General features: G+C 48.0%; 8 protein-coding genes. All 8 read left to right on the top strand.

What is annotated here, in order from left to right; all coding sequences use genetic code 11:
• The first annotated feature begins 51 nt into the window (after window positions 1-51).
• The 8 genes from def (at window position 52) to ACO59Y_RS06485 (ending at window position 17,971) form a co-directional block, all read left to right on the top strand.
• Window positions 52-564 (top strand): peptide deformylase, encoded by a 513-nt coding sequence (gene def, locus ACO59Y_RS06520; RefSeq protein WP_373603480.1) that lies wholly within the window; start codon window positions 52-54, stop codon window positions 562-564.
• Between the two features lie 252 nt (window positions 565-816).
• The gene (gene fmt / locus ACO59Y_RS06515) at window positions 817-1,773 is read left to right on the top strand and encodes a methionyl-tRNA formyltransferase (RefSeq protein ID WP_486131730.1); all 957 of its coding nucleotides are present in this window, start codon (window positions 817-819) and stop codon (window positions 1,771-1,773) included.
• A 12-nt stretch (window positions 1,774-1,785) separates the two neighbouring features.
• Window positions 1,786-3,153 carry a 16S rRNA (cytosine(967)-C(5))-methyltransferase RsmB gene (gene rsmB, locus ACO59Y_RS06510; RefSeq protein ID WP_486131702.1) on the top strand — a complete coding sequence of 456 codons (1,368 nt, stop codon included), beginning with the start codon at window positions 1,786-1,788 and terminating at the stop codon, window positions 3,151-3,153.
• An 8-nt stretch (window positions 3,154-3,161) separates the two neighbouring features.
• Window positions 3,162-3,968 carry a glycosyltransferase family 2 protein gene (locus ACO59Y_RS06505; protein ID WP_486131700.1) on the top strand — a complete coding sequence of 269 codons (807 nt, stop codon included), beginning with the start codon at window positions 3,162-3,164 and terminating at the stop codon, window positions 3,966-3,968.
• Window positions 3,965-5,341 (top strand): Trk system potassium transporter TrkA, encoded by a 1,377-nt coding sequence (trkA, locus tag ACO59Y_RS06500; protein ID WP_486131698.1) that lies wholly within the window; start codon window positions 3,965-3,967, stop codon window positions 5,339-5,341. Before ACO59Y_RS06505 ends, trkA begins: the two co-directional genes overlap by 4 nt.
• A 68-nt stretch (window positions 5,342-5,409) precedes the next feature.
• A complete protein-coding gene (gene mscL, locus ACO59Y_RS06495) occupies window positions 5,410-5,796 on the top strand; it encodes a large-conductance mechanosensitive channel protein MscL (RefSeq protein ID WP_373603476.1) in 387 nt (128 codons plus the stop codon).
• A gap of 159 nt (window positions 5,797-5,955) precedes the next feature.
• The gene (locus ACO59Y_RS06490; protein WP_486131696.1) at window positions 5,956-7,794 is read left to right on the top strand and encodes a ShlB/FhaC/HecB family hemolysin secretion/activation protein; all 1,839 of its coding nucleotides are present in this window, start codon (window positions 5,956-5,958) and stop codon (window positions 7,792-7,794) included.
• 82 nt (window positions 7,795-7,876) lie between these two features.
• Window positions 7,877-17,971, top strand: coding sequence for a two-partner secretion domain-containing protein (locus ACO59Y_RS06485; protein WP_486131694.1), 10,095 nt, complete (start codon window positions 7,877-7,879; stop codon window positions 17,969-17,971).
• Window position 17,972: the final 1 nt, after the last annotated feature.

The raw sequence follows: 17,972 nt of genomic DNA, 5'->3' as shown, positions 1-17,972 counted from the left end.
TTCCTGTGCTACAATCCCGCCACTATTTAGCGTTACAAAACAAGAGAAATTATGACCGCACTGAATGTATTAATTTATCCCGACGAACACTTGAAAGTTGTTTGCAAACCCGTCACCGACGTGAATGACGAAATCCGTAACATTGTGGACGATATGTTCGACACCATGTATCAGCAAGAAGGTATTGGTTTGGCTGCGCCGCAAGTGGATATTTTGCAACGTATTGTTACTATCGATATCGAAGGCGACAAGCAACACCAGCTGGTATTGATTAACCCTGAAATTCTGGCCTCTGAAGGCGAAACCGGTATCGAAGAAGGGTGCTTATCGATTCCCGGCTTTCGCGCTTTGGTGCCGCGTAAAGAAAAAGTGAAGGTAAAAGCGCTGGATCGTAACGGCAAAGAATTCACCTTAGATGCGGACGGCTTACTGGCCATTTGTATTCAACATGAAATCGATCATCTTAACGGTATTTTGTTTGTGGATTATCTTTCCCCGCTGAAACGTCAACGAATTAAAGAAAAGTTGCTGAAATACAAAAAGCAGCTTGCGAAAAACGAATAACTAACGAAAGTGCGGTTGTCTCGACCGCACTTTTAACTTTTCCTCTTGCCGCTTAGCAAAGGAAACGCCGAAAGCGGAAAAACGCGACTTCAATGCGGTGCTGATCGGCGACTTCGTCGCAACACGCCTTATTACGAAGCCGCAACCAAAGCCACTTCAATGCGGTGCTCCGGCGCACTTCCTCGGCAAGTCAGTTGCCCGCGACACACGATAAATCGCGCACCGTTTACCTGAACCATAACGCAGAACATGATGAAACCACTCAATATTATCTTCGCCGGCACGCCGGATTTTGCTGCACAGCATTTGCAAGCGCTTCTCAATTCCCGACACAACGTGATTGCGGTTTATACGCAGCCCGATAAACCCGCCGGCCGCGGCAAAAAATTGCAAGCAAGCCCGGTGAAACAGCTTGCAGAACAACATAATATTCCGCTTTATCAGCCGAAATCCCTCCGTCAAGAAGCCGCGCAGGCCGAACTTAACGCGCTTAATGCGGATGTGATGGTTGTGGTGGCGTATGGTTTGATTTTACCGAAAGCGGTGCTGGATGCGCCGCGTTTAGGCTGTTTGAACGTGCACGGTTCAATTCTTCCGCGTTGGCGCGGTGCGGCGCCGATTCAGCGCGCCATTTGGGCGGGCGACGCACAAACCGGCATTACCATTATGCAAATGGACGAAGGTTTAGATACCGGCGATATGCTACATAAGGTTTATTGCGATATTTTGCCAACGGAAACTTCCAGCGACCTTTACCATAAATTAGCGCAATTAGCGCCACCGGCGTTAATCGACGTATTGGATCACTTAGAAAACGGTAAATTTAGCGCCGAAAAACAAGATGATGAGCAAAGTAACTACGCCGACAAACTTTCCAAAGAAGAAGCGAAATTAGACTGGGCGCTTCCCGCTGCGCAGCTTGAACGCAACATCCGCGCTTTTAATCCTTGGCCGATGGCGTATTTTTCCGCAACAGACCAAGAAGGTCATCCGCAAACCTTGAAAGTGTACCAAGCGGAAGTGTTGCCGCATCAAGAGAAACCTGCGGGCACGATTTTACGAGCCGATAAAAGCGGTATTCAAGTTGCCACCGCCGACGGTGTGTTAAATCTTTTGCAATTACAGCCGGCCGGCAAAAAACCGATGTCGGCACAAGATTTATTAAATGGCCGCGCAGCATGGTTTCCGCTTAATAAAATCTTAGGGTAAGGTGCTTGCCTAATGAAAAAATCCCATTTAGTTAAAAAGCCTCATTCAACAATATCGGCAAAAACAGCAACTCAAACCGCCGCACCCTCAACCCGCGCCATCGCCGCCCAAGTCATTTTACAAGTGTTAGACGAAGGTCAATCCCTTTCTGCACTCATTCCGCCACTGCAACAAACCGTAAAGGCGCAAGATTTGCCGTTGCTGCAAGAAATTTGCTTCGGCGTGTGTCGCGTGTTGCCGCGCTTGGAACAAATCATCAAGTATTTGGTGGATAAACCGCTCAAGGGCAAAGCACGCATCGTGCATTGCTTATTGTTGGTCGGTTTGTATCAATTAGTTTATCTGCGCGTGCCGACTCATGCTGCGGTGGACGAAACGGTGAACGCCGCTAAATCTTTAAAAGCCGAGTGTTGGCGCGGTTTAGTGAATGCCGTATTGCGTCGATTTTTACGCGAACAACGTGATATTTTGGCGGTGGTGGATAAGAATTGGCAAACGCTGCATCCTGAATGGTTTGTCGATAAATTGAAAAAAAACTATCCGAATTGGCGTGCAATTATTGAGGCGAACAATCAAAAGCCGCCCATGTGGTTGCGCGTTAACGAACAAAAATACACCCCAGAAAACTATCGCGCATTGCTTGCGGAACAAGATATTGAAGCTAATACGGCCACTCATCCGAATGCCCTTTGTTTAAGCGCGCCCAATGCGGTGCTGAAATTACCCCTCTTTGCCGAGGGTGCGGTAACGGTGCAAGATTTAAGTGCGCAATGGGCGGCGACGTTGCTCGAAGCTAAAAATGACGAATGGATTTTAGATGCCTGTGCCGCGCCGGGCGGCAAAACCACCCACATTTTAGAATTGGCGCCGCAAGCTAAGGTGATCGCACTGGACGTGGAAGCGCATCGTTTAAAACGGGTGGAGGAAAATCTTGCGCGTTTGCATCAACGGGCAATGGTCATTTGCGGCGATGCGAGTTGTCCCGACGAATGGTTGGCGCAAATCGACCAACGTACGCTGCTGTTTGACCGCATTTTGCTTGATGCGCCTTGTTCGGCGACAGGTGTGATTCGTCGTCATCCGGATATCAAATGGCTGCGTCAAGCAACGGATATCGCGCAGTTGGCGGAATTACAGAACAAGATTCTTCACGCGCTGTGGGCGAAACTCAAACCAAACGGCATTTTGCTGTACGCTACCTGTTCTGTGTTGCCGGAAGAAAACCGCGAGCAAATTCAAGCCTTTTTGAACCAACAGGCGGATGCCGAATTACTGCCTTTGCCGTTTACCGATGATAAAAGTGCGGTAGGTTTCCAATTTATTCCAACAGAAAATGGCGGCGACGGCTTTTATTACGCTAAACTGCGTAAACGTGCCTAGGGGGCGAAATGTTCGCTAAAATCGATGTGATTATTCCTTGTTACAACGCTGAGCGCACCTTATCGCGCGCAGTACAATCAGTGATCGGGCAAGTTTGTTTAGGCAAACTTTGGCTGATTGACGATGCCTCTACGGACAACACGCTGGCGTTGGCCAAACAGTGGGCGGCGCGCTATCCGGAACAAATCTTCGTTGAAGCGATGCCGCGCAACGGTGGCGTGGCAAAAGCGCGCAATTGGGGGGCCTTGCAATCCGACAACGAATTCATCGCGTTTTTAGATGCGGACGACGCTTACGAAACGGGCGCGTTGGAAACGGCGGCAGCCACCTTTTATTTCCAACCCGATACCGCATTGGTTCGCCTTGCTTTAAAGCCGATCGATTTGCCGGCGTGTTATGCCGAACAGCCAAATTTTGAGTTCGCTTGGCAACATATGCGTATGACTTGCGGCGGCAATACGGTATTTCGCCGCGCCTTTTTGTTGGCCTGTGGCGGTTTTCCGCAAAACGACTTATTTCGCCAACTTGGCGGTGAAGACGGCGCACTCGGCATTGCCACAACAAAAATTGCCAAAGTCGCTACGTTGTTCGGTGAACCGGGCGTGTTGCATTATTGCCGTGCCGGAATGCATGCCGAGCGCTTGTTGAATGCGGTGCTGTTTCAGCAACCCGTGGAAGGTGTAACGGCACGAGAAATGGCGCAAGCCGAGGAAGTGACCGATAAAATTTGTCGGCAAGTCGAGGCGTTAAAATGCGCGCTGAATTCGCCGCAAATCGGCATTTGTCCCCTTGAGATCACAAGGAGTGAAATATGAAAATTATGATTTTAGGCGCCGGGCAAGTGGGCACGACGCTGGCGGAAAGTTTGGTCAGCGAAGACAACGACATCACGCTGGTGGATAACGAATCGCCACAACTGCAAGCGTTGCAGGAAAAGCACGATTTGCGCGTGGTTCAAGGTTCGCCTTCATCACCGAAGGTGTTGCGCGATGCAGGTGCGGCGGACGCAGATTTGATGGTGGCGGTCACCGCCTCGGACGAAATCAATATGGTGGCCTGTCAAATGGGCTACACGCTGTTCAACACCCCAACACGCATTGCGCGCATTCGCAATTCCGAATATTTGCGTGAAAAAGACAAGCTGTTTAATGATGAAAACATTCCTATCGATCACTTGATTTCGCCGGAAAATTTGGTGACGGAAGAAATCACGCGTTTAATCGCGTATCCCGGAGCCTTGCAAGTGGCGCACTTCGCTCAAAATCGCATCAGCATAGTGGTAGTGAAAGCTTATTACGGCGGTGCCTTGGTGGGGCATGCATTGTCGGCGTTTAAACAGCATATGCCGCATATTGATTGCCGCATTGTGTCGATTTTGCGTAACGACAAAGCCATTCGGCCGCAAGGCTCAACCATTATCGAAGCGGGTGACGAAATCACCTTTATTTGCGCAACGGAACACATTAAAGCGGTGATTAGCGAGTTACAGCGGTTGGAAAAACCGTACAAACGCGTGATGATTGTCGGTGGTGGTAATATTGCCGCGGGCGTGGCGAAGCGATTGGAAGATCATTGCGCGGTGAAATTGATTGAACGCAATGGAGAACGCGCGCTAATGTTGGCGGAAAAGCTATCAAAAACGCTGGTATTTCACGGCGATGCGTCGGATCAAAATTTGTTATTTGAAGAACATATCGAAACCGTTGATGTGTTCCTTTCCTTGAGCAGTGATGACGAAGCCAATATTATGTCCGCCTTGCTGGCGAAACGTTTAGGGGCGCAAAAAGCGATGGTGTTGATTCAACGTATGGCGTATATCAATTTGATTCAAGGCGGCACCATAGATATTGCCGTTTCGCCGCAACAAGCGACCATTTCCGCTTTGCTCGGGCACGTGCGCAAAGGCGACGTGAAAAATGTAGCAAGTTTGCATCACGGCATTGCCGAGGCGATTGAAATCGTTGCGCACGGCGATGTCAATACGTCCAATATCGTGGGTAGAAGCATACGTGATCTTCGTTTGCCGATCGGTTGTATTATCGGTGCGATTTTACGTAATAACGACGTGTTGATTGCACGTAAAAACCTCGAGATTCAGGACGGCGATCACGTAGTCATTTATTTAAGCGACAAGAAAAATGTATCCGACATTGAGAAACTGTTCCAGCCGAGTTCATTCTTTCTTTAACGAGGTTTACTTTTTAAGTCAACTTCATATAATACGCCTCCTCTTAATTTAACTAAAAGGACAATTCAATGAGCTTTATTAAGGAATTCCGCGAATTCGCGATGCGCGGTAATGTGGTCGATATGGCCGTCGGGGTAATTATCGGCGGTGCATTCGGCAAAATTGTCAGTTCCCTCGTGGGCGATGTGGTAATGCCGGTATTGGGCATCTTAACCGGCGGCGTAGATTTCAAAGATCTGAAATTAGTGTTAGAACCGGCAAACGGCGACATTCCGGCGGTAACCTTAAACTACGGTATGTTTATCCAAAACGTTTTTGACTTTATCATTATCGCATTCGCCATATTCATGATGGTGAAAGGCATCAACAAACTGAAAAAACCGGCGGAAAAAGTCGCAGAACCGACCAACGAAGAAAAATTGCTTGCGGAAATTCGCGATTTATTAAAAAAATAATCTCTAAAAAAAGTTGGCCAATGCCGACTTTTTATTATTCAATGATATGACCTTTCGGTTAATTGCTTTAATTTGCTACTTAACACATTGTATTAATTGAATTTTTATATATTTACTTAGGATAAATATTATTTAAATACAAATAACCTATCTATTTTTATGCAGAAAATCCATTTATTCCAACTTATTTTATCTGTTTTTATTTCGGGTTTATCTTCAATTGCATTAGCCGCCCCCACCACACCCTCCACCGCCGAAAATCAATTCAGTGCCCGCCAACAGCAACAACAAACCGCGCTTGATGCAGAAATTCAAGCGCAGCAAGTGCAAAATCCAAACGTGCACTTGGAAAGCGAAAAAACGAAATCTGTTGCTTTTCCGGTCAACGAAGCGCAATGCTTTCCGATTAATCAACTGGTCCTCACCGATTTCAATGCCGATGCCGAGGCTGATGTCAATGCCAATGCTGATACCGATACCGCCCACCCCGCCAATGCGGTGCTCAAAACGACATCTAAACCGCTGCAACGGATTCAACCAAGCCGTTTTTCTTGGGCCTTGCAGGCCGCCTATGCCAAAGGTGATTTTGCCCTGCCGGCCTGTATTGGTTCGCAAGGTATTAATGTGCTGTTGCGTCGTATCCAAAATCAGCTGATTGATGATGGCTTTGTAACCACGCGCGTGGTGGTGGCGCCACAAGATTTGCGTTCGGGAAGGTTAGTGCTCACGGTGATTCCGGGCAAAGTCGGGCGCATTCAATTACAAGACCGAAGCGCGATTCCCTTTGCTACACGCGGTACTCTGTGGTTTGCCATGCCGATAGCGCAAGGCGATATATTAAATGTGCGCGATATTGAGCAAGGCTTGGAAAATTTAAAACGTGTGCCGAGTGCGGAAAGCGACATTGAATTGACGCCTACCGACTCGGTGGGCGAAACGGACGTGGTGATTCAATATAAACAAAGCCTGCCTTTTCATTTAACACTCGGTTTAGACGATGCCGGCACAAAGACAACCGGGCGTTTGCAAGGCTCGGCAACCTTTTCTTGGGACAATGCGCTGCGCTTAAACGACCTGTTTTACCTTAGCGGCACGCGCAGTTTCAAACGCAACAGCGACAAAGCCGAAGGCGATTACGGCAGTAAAAATGTCAGCCTGTATTATTCAATTCCTTGGCAAAATTATTTATTCGCCCTTTCCGGCTCGCGTTACACTTATCATCAAACCGTTGCCGGCGCCTTTGAATCCTACACCTATTCCGGCGAAAGCCGACAAATGAAAGCGAACCTAAGCCGTTTGATTACCCGTGGCAGCCAACACAAAACCTATCTCAATGCGGGGCTGTGGGCGCGCCAATCGTCCAATTACATCAATGACACCGAAATCGAAGTGCAGCGTCGCCGAACGGCCGGCTGGGAAGTGGGACTGAGCCATACGCAATATCTCGGGCAGGTCACGCTTCAACTTACCGCCAATTACAAACGCGGCACCGGTGCCCATCGCGCACTGCGCGCCCCGGAAGAAGCTTTCGGCGAAGGCACTTCCCGAATGCAAATTATCACCGCTTCACTCGATTTCACCTACCCCTTCAGCATTCACAACCAAGCCTTTCGTTTTAACACCAACTGGAACGCCCAATGGCACCTTACGCCACTGGTGCAACAAGACAAATTCAGCCTCGGCGGGCGTTACAGCGTGCGCGGCTTTGACGGTGAACTAACCTTGTCCGGCGAACGTGGCTGGCTGTGGCGCAATGAATTGGCATGGAACGTCATGAACAAAGGCCACGAACTCTACCTCGGTCTTGACCACGGCGAAGTGCGTTCAAGCCGACCGGAATGGCAAGTGGGCAATAAATTGACCGGCGGCGTCATCGGCCTACGCGGCAAACTTTGGGGCTTAAATTACGAATATTTTGTCGGCACGCCGATACGTAAACCAGAAGGATTCCGGACAAGCCATGTCACGACGGGATTCAACCTCAGTTATCGTTTTTAAATAAAAGCATGCTCTATGCGCTAAGGTTCCACCTGAAAAAGAAGAAATAAAGAAATAAAGAAAGAAATAAAGGAAAAAAATAATGAACAAACATCACTACAAAGTCATTTTCAGCCGCGTGTTAAATCAACCGGTGGTCGTGTCCGAATTGGCAAAAGCGCAAGGCAAAGCGGCGGATGAAAACAATCAAACGGTGGCGGAAGGTCAAAATAGCACCGCATTGAAGTTCCAAAATGGCACCGCATTGAGGCTGTCTTTAAAGCCGCTTTGTTTCGGTCTGATGTTGGCTTTGGGCTGGGTAAGTTTTTCCGAGAGCGCCTTGGCGACGCCGAATCCGACCGCCAATGCGGTGCCAAACGGTGCGGCGGAAATGGCCATTCGCGCCGATAAATCCGCACCAAGTAATCAACAAGCAACGATTTTGCAAACTGCCAACGGCTTGCCGCAAGTGAACATCCAAACGCCGAGCGCGGCGGGCGTGTCGCGTAATCAATATGCTCAATTTGACGTCGCCGAAAAAGGCGCGATTTTAAACAATGCGCGCAACACCGCACAAACACAAATGGCCGGCTGGGTGCAGGGCAACCCGAATTTGGCGCGTGGCGAAGCGAAAGTGATTTTAAACGAAGTCAATTCGGCAAATCCGAGTCGCTTAAAAGGCTACGTGGAAGTGGCGGGGCGAAAAGCCGATGTGGTGATTGCCAACCCGAACGGCATTGCGTGCGACGGCTGTGGCATCATCAATGCCGGCAGAGCAACAATGACGACAGGCCACGCACAAATGGAAAACGGCGAATTAAAAGGCTTTGAAGTCAAAGGCGGCAAGCTCAGCGTCGGCGGCAACGGGCTGGACAACCGCCAAGCCGATTACACCGACATCATCGCCGAACGGGCGCAACTCGACGGCGGCCTGTGGGCGAACAAAGGCATTAAAGTCACCACCGGAAAAAACAAAGTCGACAAGAATAATCAAAGTGTCGTATACGTTGGCGACCACGCGAACGCCCCAAATAGCACCGCATTGAACTCTCAAAATAGCACCGCATTGAACGCAGAGGACACCGAAAACCCGGTTTACACCGTGGACGTCAGCCGTCTCGGCGGTATGTACGCCGAGAAAATCACGCTGGTGGATAACGGCGCGGGTTTAGGCGTACGCAATGCCGGCCACATCGGCGCCTCGGCGGGCAATGTACAAATTGACAGCCAAGGGCGAATTGTCAACGAAGGCACCCTCAGCGCAACCCAACAAGCCCACCTTCAGGCCAAAGGCGATATTCAAAATAGCGGTAAAATTGAAACTAAACATGGCAAGATTCAATTAGCTTCCCAAAGTAATGTTGAACAGCACGGCTCGCTTATCGCTCAACACGCCGGCGTGGCAATTCAAACCAAAGCGCAAATAAAGCAAAGCGGCGAAACGGCAGCGAAAGGCAACATTGAATATCAAGCGAAAGCCATTTCCGCTTCAAAAAATGCGCGTATTGCCGCCGGTGTCAATTCCGTTGAACAAAACGGTCAAATCGTTCGCACGCTTGACGCCACCCATCCGCATGGCAGCGACATTAGATTAAATGCCGAGGAAAAAGTCATTTCACAAGGTCGACACATTGCCTCGGGAAAAATCAAAGTTGAAGCCGACGAAATCAAGCTCGACCACAGCCAAAGCGTTGGGCACGATATTGCCGTCAATTCAAAACAAGCGAATTTAAACCTTAATCACGCCCATATTTATGCGACCGATAAACTGGATTTAGCTACACCGAACACGCTTTCCACAAAGGCAAGCCAACTTAATGCGAATGCCATTGCCACAAATCAGCAAAATTTAAATAACCAAGGCGGAACTTGGGTACAACGCGGTACAAATGAGCTTAGGCTTCAAGCCGACCGCATCGACAATCAAGCGGCTAATATCGCGACCCAAGGGCGTTTATCGGTTAATGCTCAAGAGATTAATAATCGACAAGGTCAACTCGTCAGTTTGGGCGGACAACAAATTCACGCGGTAAATCTGTTCAATTCGGAAGGAAAAATGCTTTCCGGCGCTCATCAACAAATTGATGTGACGCAATTAGAGAATCGACGTGGGGCAATTTCCGCTCAAGGCAATCAGCAAATTGGGGTTCAGCAACAAATTGATAATCGTGAAGGGCGTATCAATGGCGTGACGAGTCGCATTCAGGTTGACTCTCTGGATAATCGCCAGCAAGGATTACTGCTGTCCTCGGCAGGCCTTGTTCTGCACGTAACTGCTGATTTAAATAATGCGCAAGGCATGATTAAAGGTACGACAAATACCGACATTAGCGCTCGATCGCTTAACAATGAAAATGGATTGATTTATGGCGATGAGGGCGGACGAATTCAGGTAAATAATGAAATAAATAACCGAGATGGCGGCAAAATTATCAGCCTTGGTAAGCTGTCTATTCAATCTGAACAGTTTGATAATCGCGGTGGGGTTGTTCAGGTTGCCGAAATATTGAATTTATCGATGCCGACTATTTTGAATAATAAAGTCGGAGAATCCGGCTCTTTTATTCAGGCGGGCAATGTAACGATCCATACGCAGAATATTAATAACGAAGACACAAAAAATTCCGCCGGGAACGTCATTACGCAGGGAATTTCAGCCAACAACCTCAAGTTAAATGCGCAAGTAGTGAACAATACCGAGGGGGGAATTTATGTGCAAAATGAAGGGCGACTAAATGTAGCACAAGCCTTCAACAATCAAAAAGGTGAAGTCTTAACTTGGGGAAATGCGGAAATTAATGGCGAAAATCTTGTGATTAATAACGATGACGGACGTTTGCAGTCCGGCAATATTTTAGCGATGCATGCGCATTCGATTAGCGAAGACGGTCATTTAGAAGCCGATAAACTGCGTTTGACGCTACAGCATGATTTTAATACCAAGCGCGATATTAATGCCGCGACCGAATTTACGCTGAATACTGCAGGTAACGTACGAAATAATCATAAACTTTCCGCTGCTGAGCAGTTGACCATTAATGCGCAAAATGTGGATAACCAAGAAAATGGGCGGTTAAGCAGCGGCGAAACCCGTGTAACGGCAGTGGGTAACGTCACGAACCGCGGTTTAATCAATTCGTTTTCTGATGAAGACAACAGTAAAACCGTGATTAAAGCCGCTCACCTTGATAACTTGGGAAGCGGACGTATTTATGGCGATCATGTTGCCCTTCAAGCCGACAAAATTGAAAACCGTGATGAACGTGATGCGAATGGGAAAGTGAATTCGGCGACCATTGCCGGTCGTCAAAAAGTTGTGCTTGCCGGCAAAGCGATCATTAATGACACGGCAATTTACGAAGCGGACAAAAAAGGTGGTACCACCATTTACAGTGGCGGTCAAATTGAATTTGGTGAGCATTTAAATGCCGAAGATCAAGCCGAAGGCGAGGCGGGCGTACTTCGCAATCAAAGCGCTATCATCGAAGCGGAAGACCGCATCGGGCTTAATCACGTTAAACAAACCTTTAATACGAATACGCATTTCAGCACCGCATTGGCGGAGTACCCTGACGAAGGCAATAAAAATGAAGTCGAATATGTGATGGTCGGCGTCAACGGCACGAATTTTAATGCGGGTGGCAAAGTGAAAATGGATCGCTTTGATCAACGTCGTACGCCGGGGAAAAATAAAGCCGGGGTTTACGATCTCGTTTGGAACACTCATCTCGAACGCAAGCTGTCCGATGACGAACTTGATGCCGGTTATATTCCGCCGGCTAACCAAAACGCGTGTGCTAAGTCCGATCCATCGCTTTGTTATGTCAAACCATCCACGGTTTATGACGGCAATTACGGCATTTGGCAACGTTTCGGTGTTGATGTGCCGAAAGATGCGCCAAAGGTTGAAAACCTACCGAGTATTCGCGCCGAGCCAACAAAGCCAAAGGCATTAAGCAAACGACAGGCGAGAAATCCCGCCCGTAAAGCGCAATATGACGAAGCGATGGCAAAATACACGGCGGAAATGGTGGCTTATCGGCAAGATATCGCGCGCTACAATGAAGCGTTAAAAGATTATACGGATTGGGCGGACAAAAACGCCGAGGCGTTTAATCAACTTAATCAGCGCATTCAAGCAAGTAATGGCAAGTTGCCCGACCATTATCGGGATCGCTGGACGATGCAGGTAAAAGAAGAAAAAGTCATTAAAACAACCGTGGTCCAATCCTTACCCGGACAGATTCTCGCAGGCGGCGATATTGAATTGGGCGATAGCTATCTTGAAAACGATAAAAGTACCCTGATTGCCGGCGGACTGCTTCATAAGGCAAACGGCGAGCTCAACAATTTGGATGAAAAAGGCATTGAATCCCGTCAATTGTATGGCACGGCGAAATGGGTGCACCCGAGATGGCGCGGCAAACTCAAAGGCTGGCGTTGGTACGGTGATAATTACAACGATGTCGTTAAACGTCGCGAAGAAAACAAATCTTTTGATATGAATCTTTTCACCGCATTGACGCAAGCGAATAAACAAACGGCGAATCCTTTTTATACAGATCAATCCGAGCACAAAATAAAACAACATAACGGCGTCGAACTAACCGACTTAACGCCGATGAAAGTACGATATGCGGACAAACCGGCAGGTTTACAACAAATCGACAGTCGGTGGGATGATCGTTTGGAAATTCGCACGATTCAACCGGATAGCCGTTTGCCGACACAAAGCCTGTATCGAATTAATCCGACCGCGACAGGCCGACCGATTATCGAAACCGATCCGGCCTTTACCAATAAAAATCGTTGGTTAAGTTCTGATTATATGTTCAATCAATTGCGCAGCGATCCGCAAAATATGCTGAAACGCTTAGGTGATGGCTATTATGAACAACGCTTGGTGCGTGAACAAATGAACCGCTTAACAGGTCGCCATTTCAGTGGCAATAACCGCACTTTTGAGGAACAGTACAAAGCCTTAATGGATGCGGGTGTAACCTTTGCACAGAAATTTAATCTCATCGTCGGCATTAGTTTAACACCGGCGCAAACGGCGCAATTGACTTCCGATATTGTCTGGCTGGAAAAACAAACGGTGACGTTGCCAAGCGGCAAACAAGTGGAAGCGTTAGTTCCTCGTGTTTATGCTGTGGTGAAAAAAGGCGATTTAGACGGCAATGGCACCTTGATTTCAGCGGAGAAACTCTATGTAAAAGGCTCTGAATTTATCAATCAAGGCACAATCGCCGGCAAAGATTTCGCCGACATCAATACGGAAAACCTCAAAAATAGCGGCAAATTGAGCGGTGGAGTATTAAATGTTACGGCAGCGGGGCAGCTTGAAAATATCGGCGGTACATTAGAAGCCGATCGTGCCATGCTGCTGCGCGCAATAGGCGATTTCATTCATCGTTCAACCGCGCAAACCAATGAAATTAAAGCACACGGCCTTAGCCGCACGGAAACCAATCTCGACCGCAATGCCTTGTTATACGTCAGAGGCGAAAACGGCGTATTAAGCGTCAGTGCCGACAACATTACGCTAGATGGTGCCCAAGTGCTTAATGAGGGCAAAGGATTAACCTTACTGGATGCCAAAAATGGCTTGAATCTGACTGCGCTTTCTGTGGGTTATGATGAAAAATTAGGTCAGTCCAATAGTTATCGTAATGCGAATTTGCAGGATGTGGTGACCTCTTCCGTGAAAGGACGCGGTGATGTGCAATTACAAGCTAAAAACATCCATACGGATGGCGGAGAGCTTGAGGCGGCACAACGTCTCACACTGATTGCGGAAAACGATGCGGTGCTCGGCGCGGCGAACAAAACGGCAACTCTTGAACAATACGCTAAAACCAAAAGCCGCGGATTCCTCTCCTCCCATTCTTCCGAACGCTACACTTATGACAAACTCAGTGCCCATGAAGCCACCCGACTTCAAGGTAAAAATATCGAATTAAGTGCCAAACATGAGATTCGCTTACAAGGCACACAAGCAAAAGCGACGGAAAACCTGGTTGCAACGGCCGGCGGCGAAATCAATGTTGATACGCTGATGAACCGTCATGCAAGCGTAAATTGGGAAAAACATAAAAAATCCGGCTTGAGCCGCGCTTTTTCCGGCGGTGTTGCGCAAATCGGCTATCAACGCAGTAAATCTGATTTTGATGCCAAAGGTTATGATGAAACCGTTATCGGCAGTCAACTTGCCACTGAACAGGGCGATTTAACCTTGAACGCCCGAAAAGACATCAAGGTGAACGCTTCGCGCTTGGCTTCAGGCGGCGATATGATGCTTTCGGCTAAAAATGTGTCGTTCAATGCGGTGCTCGAACGGCATGACGACGAAATTCACCGCAAACAAAAGGCAAGCGGTTTGGGGCTAGGTTTTGTATATGGGCCGGAAAGTCGGGCGAAAGAAAATTATCGCCAAAAAGAAGCGCAAGGCAGCGCCAATACGCTGGTCGGCAAAGGCCTGACGGCACAGGAGGCGGTAAGCGATGCGGCGGAATCTACGGCGCGCGGTTTGCAACCTTATTTGCGTCACAATCAATATCAATCGCACAAGTTCACGCAAAAAGACGAAGCCAAAATCAGCGAATTGGACGCCGGCGGAAAGCTTTCCATGCAGGCGCGTGAAGGTAATATACTCAGCCAAGGCGGTCGAATTTCAGCGGAAGGCGATGCGCAGTTTATCGCTAAAAACAATGTCGAGTTTGGTACCGCTACCCACACCCAAGGACAGCAGGCAAACAGCCGTCAAAAAGGCTTTAGCGCGGACGGTTTAAATAAATATGTGGCCGGCGTACATCTGCAACATGAAAACGGCAACACGGCGATGACGCAAGAAACGGGCGGCAGCCTTTCCATTGGTGGTAACAGCACCACCATTGCCGAACAGGGAGACATTATCTTGAAGGGCACCGCATTGGTGGCGCAAGGTCACAATCGCCTACAAGCCAACGAAGGCAACATTACGTTATTGACCGCCGAAACCCGTGACGACAGCCGTCAGGCGCGCAAAGGCCATGCTATCGGCGAAGCGGTGATATCGGATACCGAACGCTTCTTTGGTTACAACCGCACGCGCATGAATCAAAGCGGTGAACGTGTTGTCCACCAAGGTAGCCAATTGACGAGCCTTAATGACAGCGTTGAAGTTTACGCGGGCAAAAATTACCGACAAACGGCAAGTGATGTATTGGCGAAAGACCGCGTTAACATCAACGCACAAAATATCACCATGAATAACGCATTCAATCATCAAGCCGACAGTCAAAGCGAAAGCGATTTAAAAATCGGCCAGTTCGCCCGCGTGAAATCGCCGATAATCGATTTACTCAACACCATCGAAAGTGCGGTAAAAAACAAAAAAGCGTCCGACCGCTTGAATGCAGCCAATGCCATGAGCATTGCGGCACAAGGTTATAACGTTTATGACTTGGTGAGCCGCAACCTAAAAGGTAACCCGAAAGACAGCACGTATTTGCTGCGCGTGGAATCGGGCAGCGGCGTAGCGCACAGTCGCCAAAGTCAAGCGGGACTGGCCGATATCAGCGTGGGTAATCGCATTAACGCCAAAGATATTGCCCTCATTGCACGAGGTGATGACGCCCAAAAGACAAATGAAAAAGGCGAACAAAAACTCGGCGACATCAACCTCACGCACACCGACCTAACAAGCAGAGATGCCCACGGGCACCGCATTGAAGGCAGTCAAATCAGCCTGACCGGCCACGAACTGAATATCCTGGCGGGTGAAAGCCGCACCCAATTTAAAGCCCGCAATCAAAGTGTCGGCGTTGAAGTAGGGGTTGCCGCCACACTCGGCGCACAAACCGGCGTAGGCGTGTATGCAAGAGTGGGCGCAAGCTCGGGCAAAGAAGACGGCAAAAGTAAAACCTACCAAGCAAGCCACTTGGATGCCGATACCGTAAGCTTAACCGGCCAAGGCAACACCAACCTGATAGGCAGCCAAATCAAAGGCAATACCATCACGACTAACGTAGGCGGCAAGCTCAACATTGAAAGCCTTCAAGACGAAGAACACTTTAAAACCAAATCAAGCGGAGGCGGCTTAGAAGTGGAATTCGGTTTTGGCAACAACTGGAGCGCAAGCGGTTACGGCAACGCCTCAAGCGGCAAAACCTCGAGAAAACAAGTGAAGGAACAAGCAGGGATTTTTGCTGAAGACGGGGGATATCATATCAATGCGGATAGCGTTCACTTAAAAGGTGGCGCCATTGCAAGCACCAATGCGCAAAACAGCCTTCTCCAAACCAACACACTGACCTTTGAAGACATTCAAAATGAATCAAGCAGTAAAGCGGCTAGCGCAAGTATTAGCGGCAGCATCAAAGAATCGAAAGAAAAATGGGTGGATAACGAAACGGGAGAAAAAGTCAAACCGCACAGCCCAAATAGCACCTTTATTCCAAGCCAACGCAGTGGTGGTTTAAGCTCGGGCTTGCCGATGTTGCAACAAAGCAGCGACAGCTCAACCACGAAAGCGACGTTGACGGAAGGGACGGTCATCTTGAATAAAGATAAGAATCCTACTCAAACGACAGCAAAAGAGTTAGGCATCAATACAGACCTTGCCCAAGCTAACAATCAAGTGGCACAGACGAAGGATGTGAAAGCGCAAATCCAAGAGCAGCAACAAATTGCTACTGCCGTGGGACATGTGAAAAGTGCGGTGGAGACTTACATCTCCAACCAACGGGAAGCGGCAGAACAGGAGGTTAGACGTTTAAAATCACACTTGGCAACAGCCGAATCACAGGGTAATCAACAAGCGATTAATAAGCTCAAAGATGAACTTATCCAAGCCGAAACTCAAGTCAAAAATTGGGGAACGGGCGGCAGTACTAAACGGGCCATTGACGCCATCACTAATGCGGGCCTAATTGCACTTAGTGGCGGCAGAACACAAAGTGTAGCTACCGCAGCGGCTTCACCTTATGTGAATCAGCTTATTAAAAAAGCCACAGAAGATTATCCTGCACTCAACATACCAACCCATATTTTATGGGGCGCGGTAGAAGCCGAACTGACGGACGGCAACGCACAAACGGGGGCTATCTCCACGGCAGCCGGTGAACTTGGCGCGAGATACCTCACCGAACATCTTTACGGCAAAGAGGCAAAAGACCTGACCGAAACCGAACGTAGTCAAATTAAAGAAATGGCAAAAGCCTTGGCGGGTGTGGCCGGTGGTTTAGCGGCAGCGGGACAAGATGCTGATGCGGTTAAGATATTGAGCGAATCCTCCATTGGGGCGACTGTGGCGAATAATGCGGTGGAGTATAACTATCTTTTCAGACAGGAAGCGGAAGAAAAAGCGGTTTTAGCGCGAAAATTTAAAAATAATCAAGCTACCGAAGAAGAAAAAGCAAGACTTTCCTATCTTGAAAAACTGGATTCGGAAAGAGACCGTGCGATTATAAGTGCCTGTTCCAACGGTGTAAGTAGTCAGGCATGCCAGTCTTTGGTAAATGAAGCGGATTATGCCAGATTCGGTTATGAACAAAATTTAAGTTATAACCTTAAATTTAAAGAGCTTTACCCTCAGGATTATCAAAATGTAGAAGCTATTCTCAAAGGTAAAGATGCGAATTCGGTCGAGTTTGAGAAGATAGCGATTAATCTGGCAAAAGAAAATAATATGTCTTTAGCCGAGGCGAAAAGTTTCTTAAATAAAGTTTATACCTATAAAGCCTTTGCAGAATTGGTCGGAGCGGTAAGAGCAGGAACGGCATTGAATTATGCAGGAGCTAAGTTACCTAAGGGGGCTAATGCGAATGAGGCATTGCCGGTTGTTGGGGATACCAAGGGGTATGAGAATCAGAGTGTTAGGATTTCTGGTGGGGAGTATAGAGCAAACCTTTATTCTAAAAATTGGGCAGAGGCTAGTTTAAGTGAGTCTATAGAAAAGTTTGCAGGAAAAAATCCGATTATCACAACGACGGATAAAGGGAAAAGAATATATGAAAATCCAATAACAAAAGTCCAAGTTGTAGAAGATGTTAATGGAAAATACTTTCGTATATTTGATCCTAGTATTTCAGGTAAAAGAAATTATTTAGATTTGAACGGACATGTGCCAAATAATAAAACTTTGGAAAATGGGAAAAAGCAAGGTCGTACTAAAGCAGAGTATAATCAAGTAACACATTTTAAAATTAAGGAGTAAT

It is taken from the genome of Rodentibacter sp., assembly GCF_057314195.1.
Note: the sequence above shows the minus strand (reverse complement) of the source record. Positions and strands in the feature narration are given on the sequence as shown.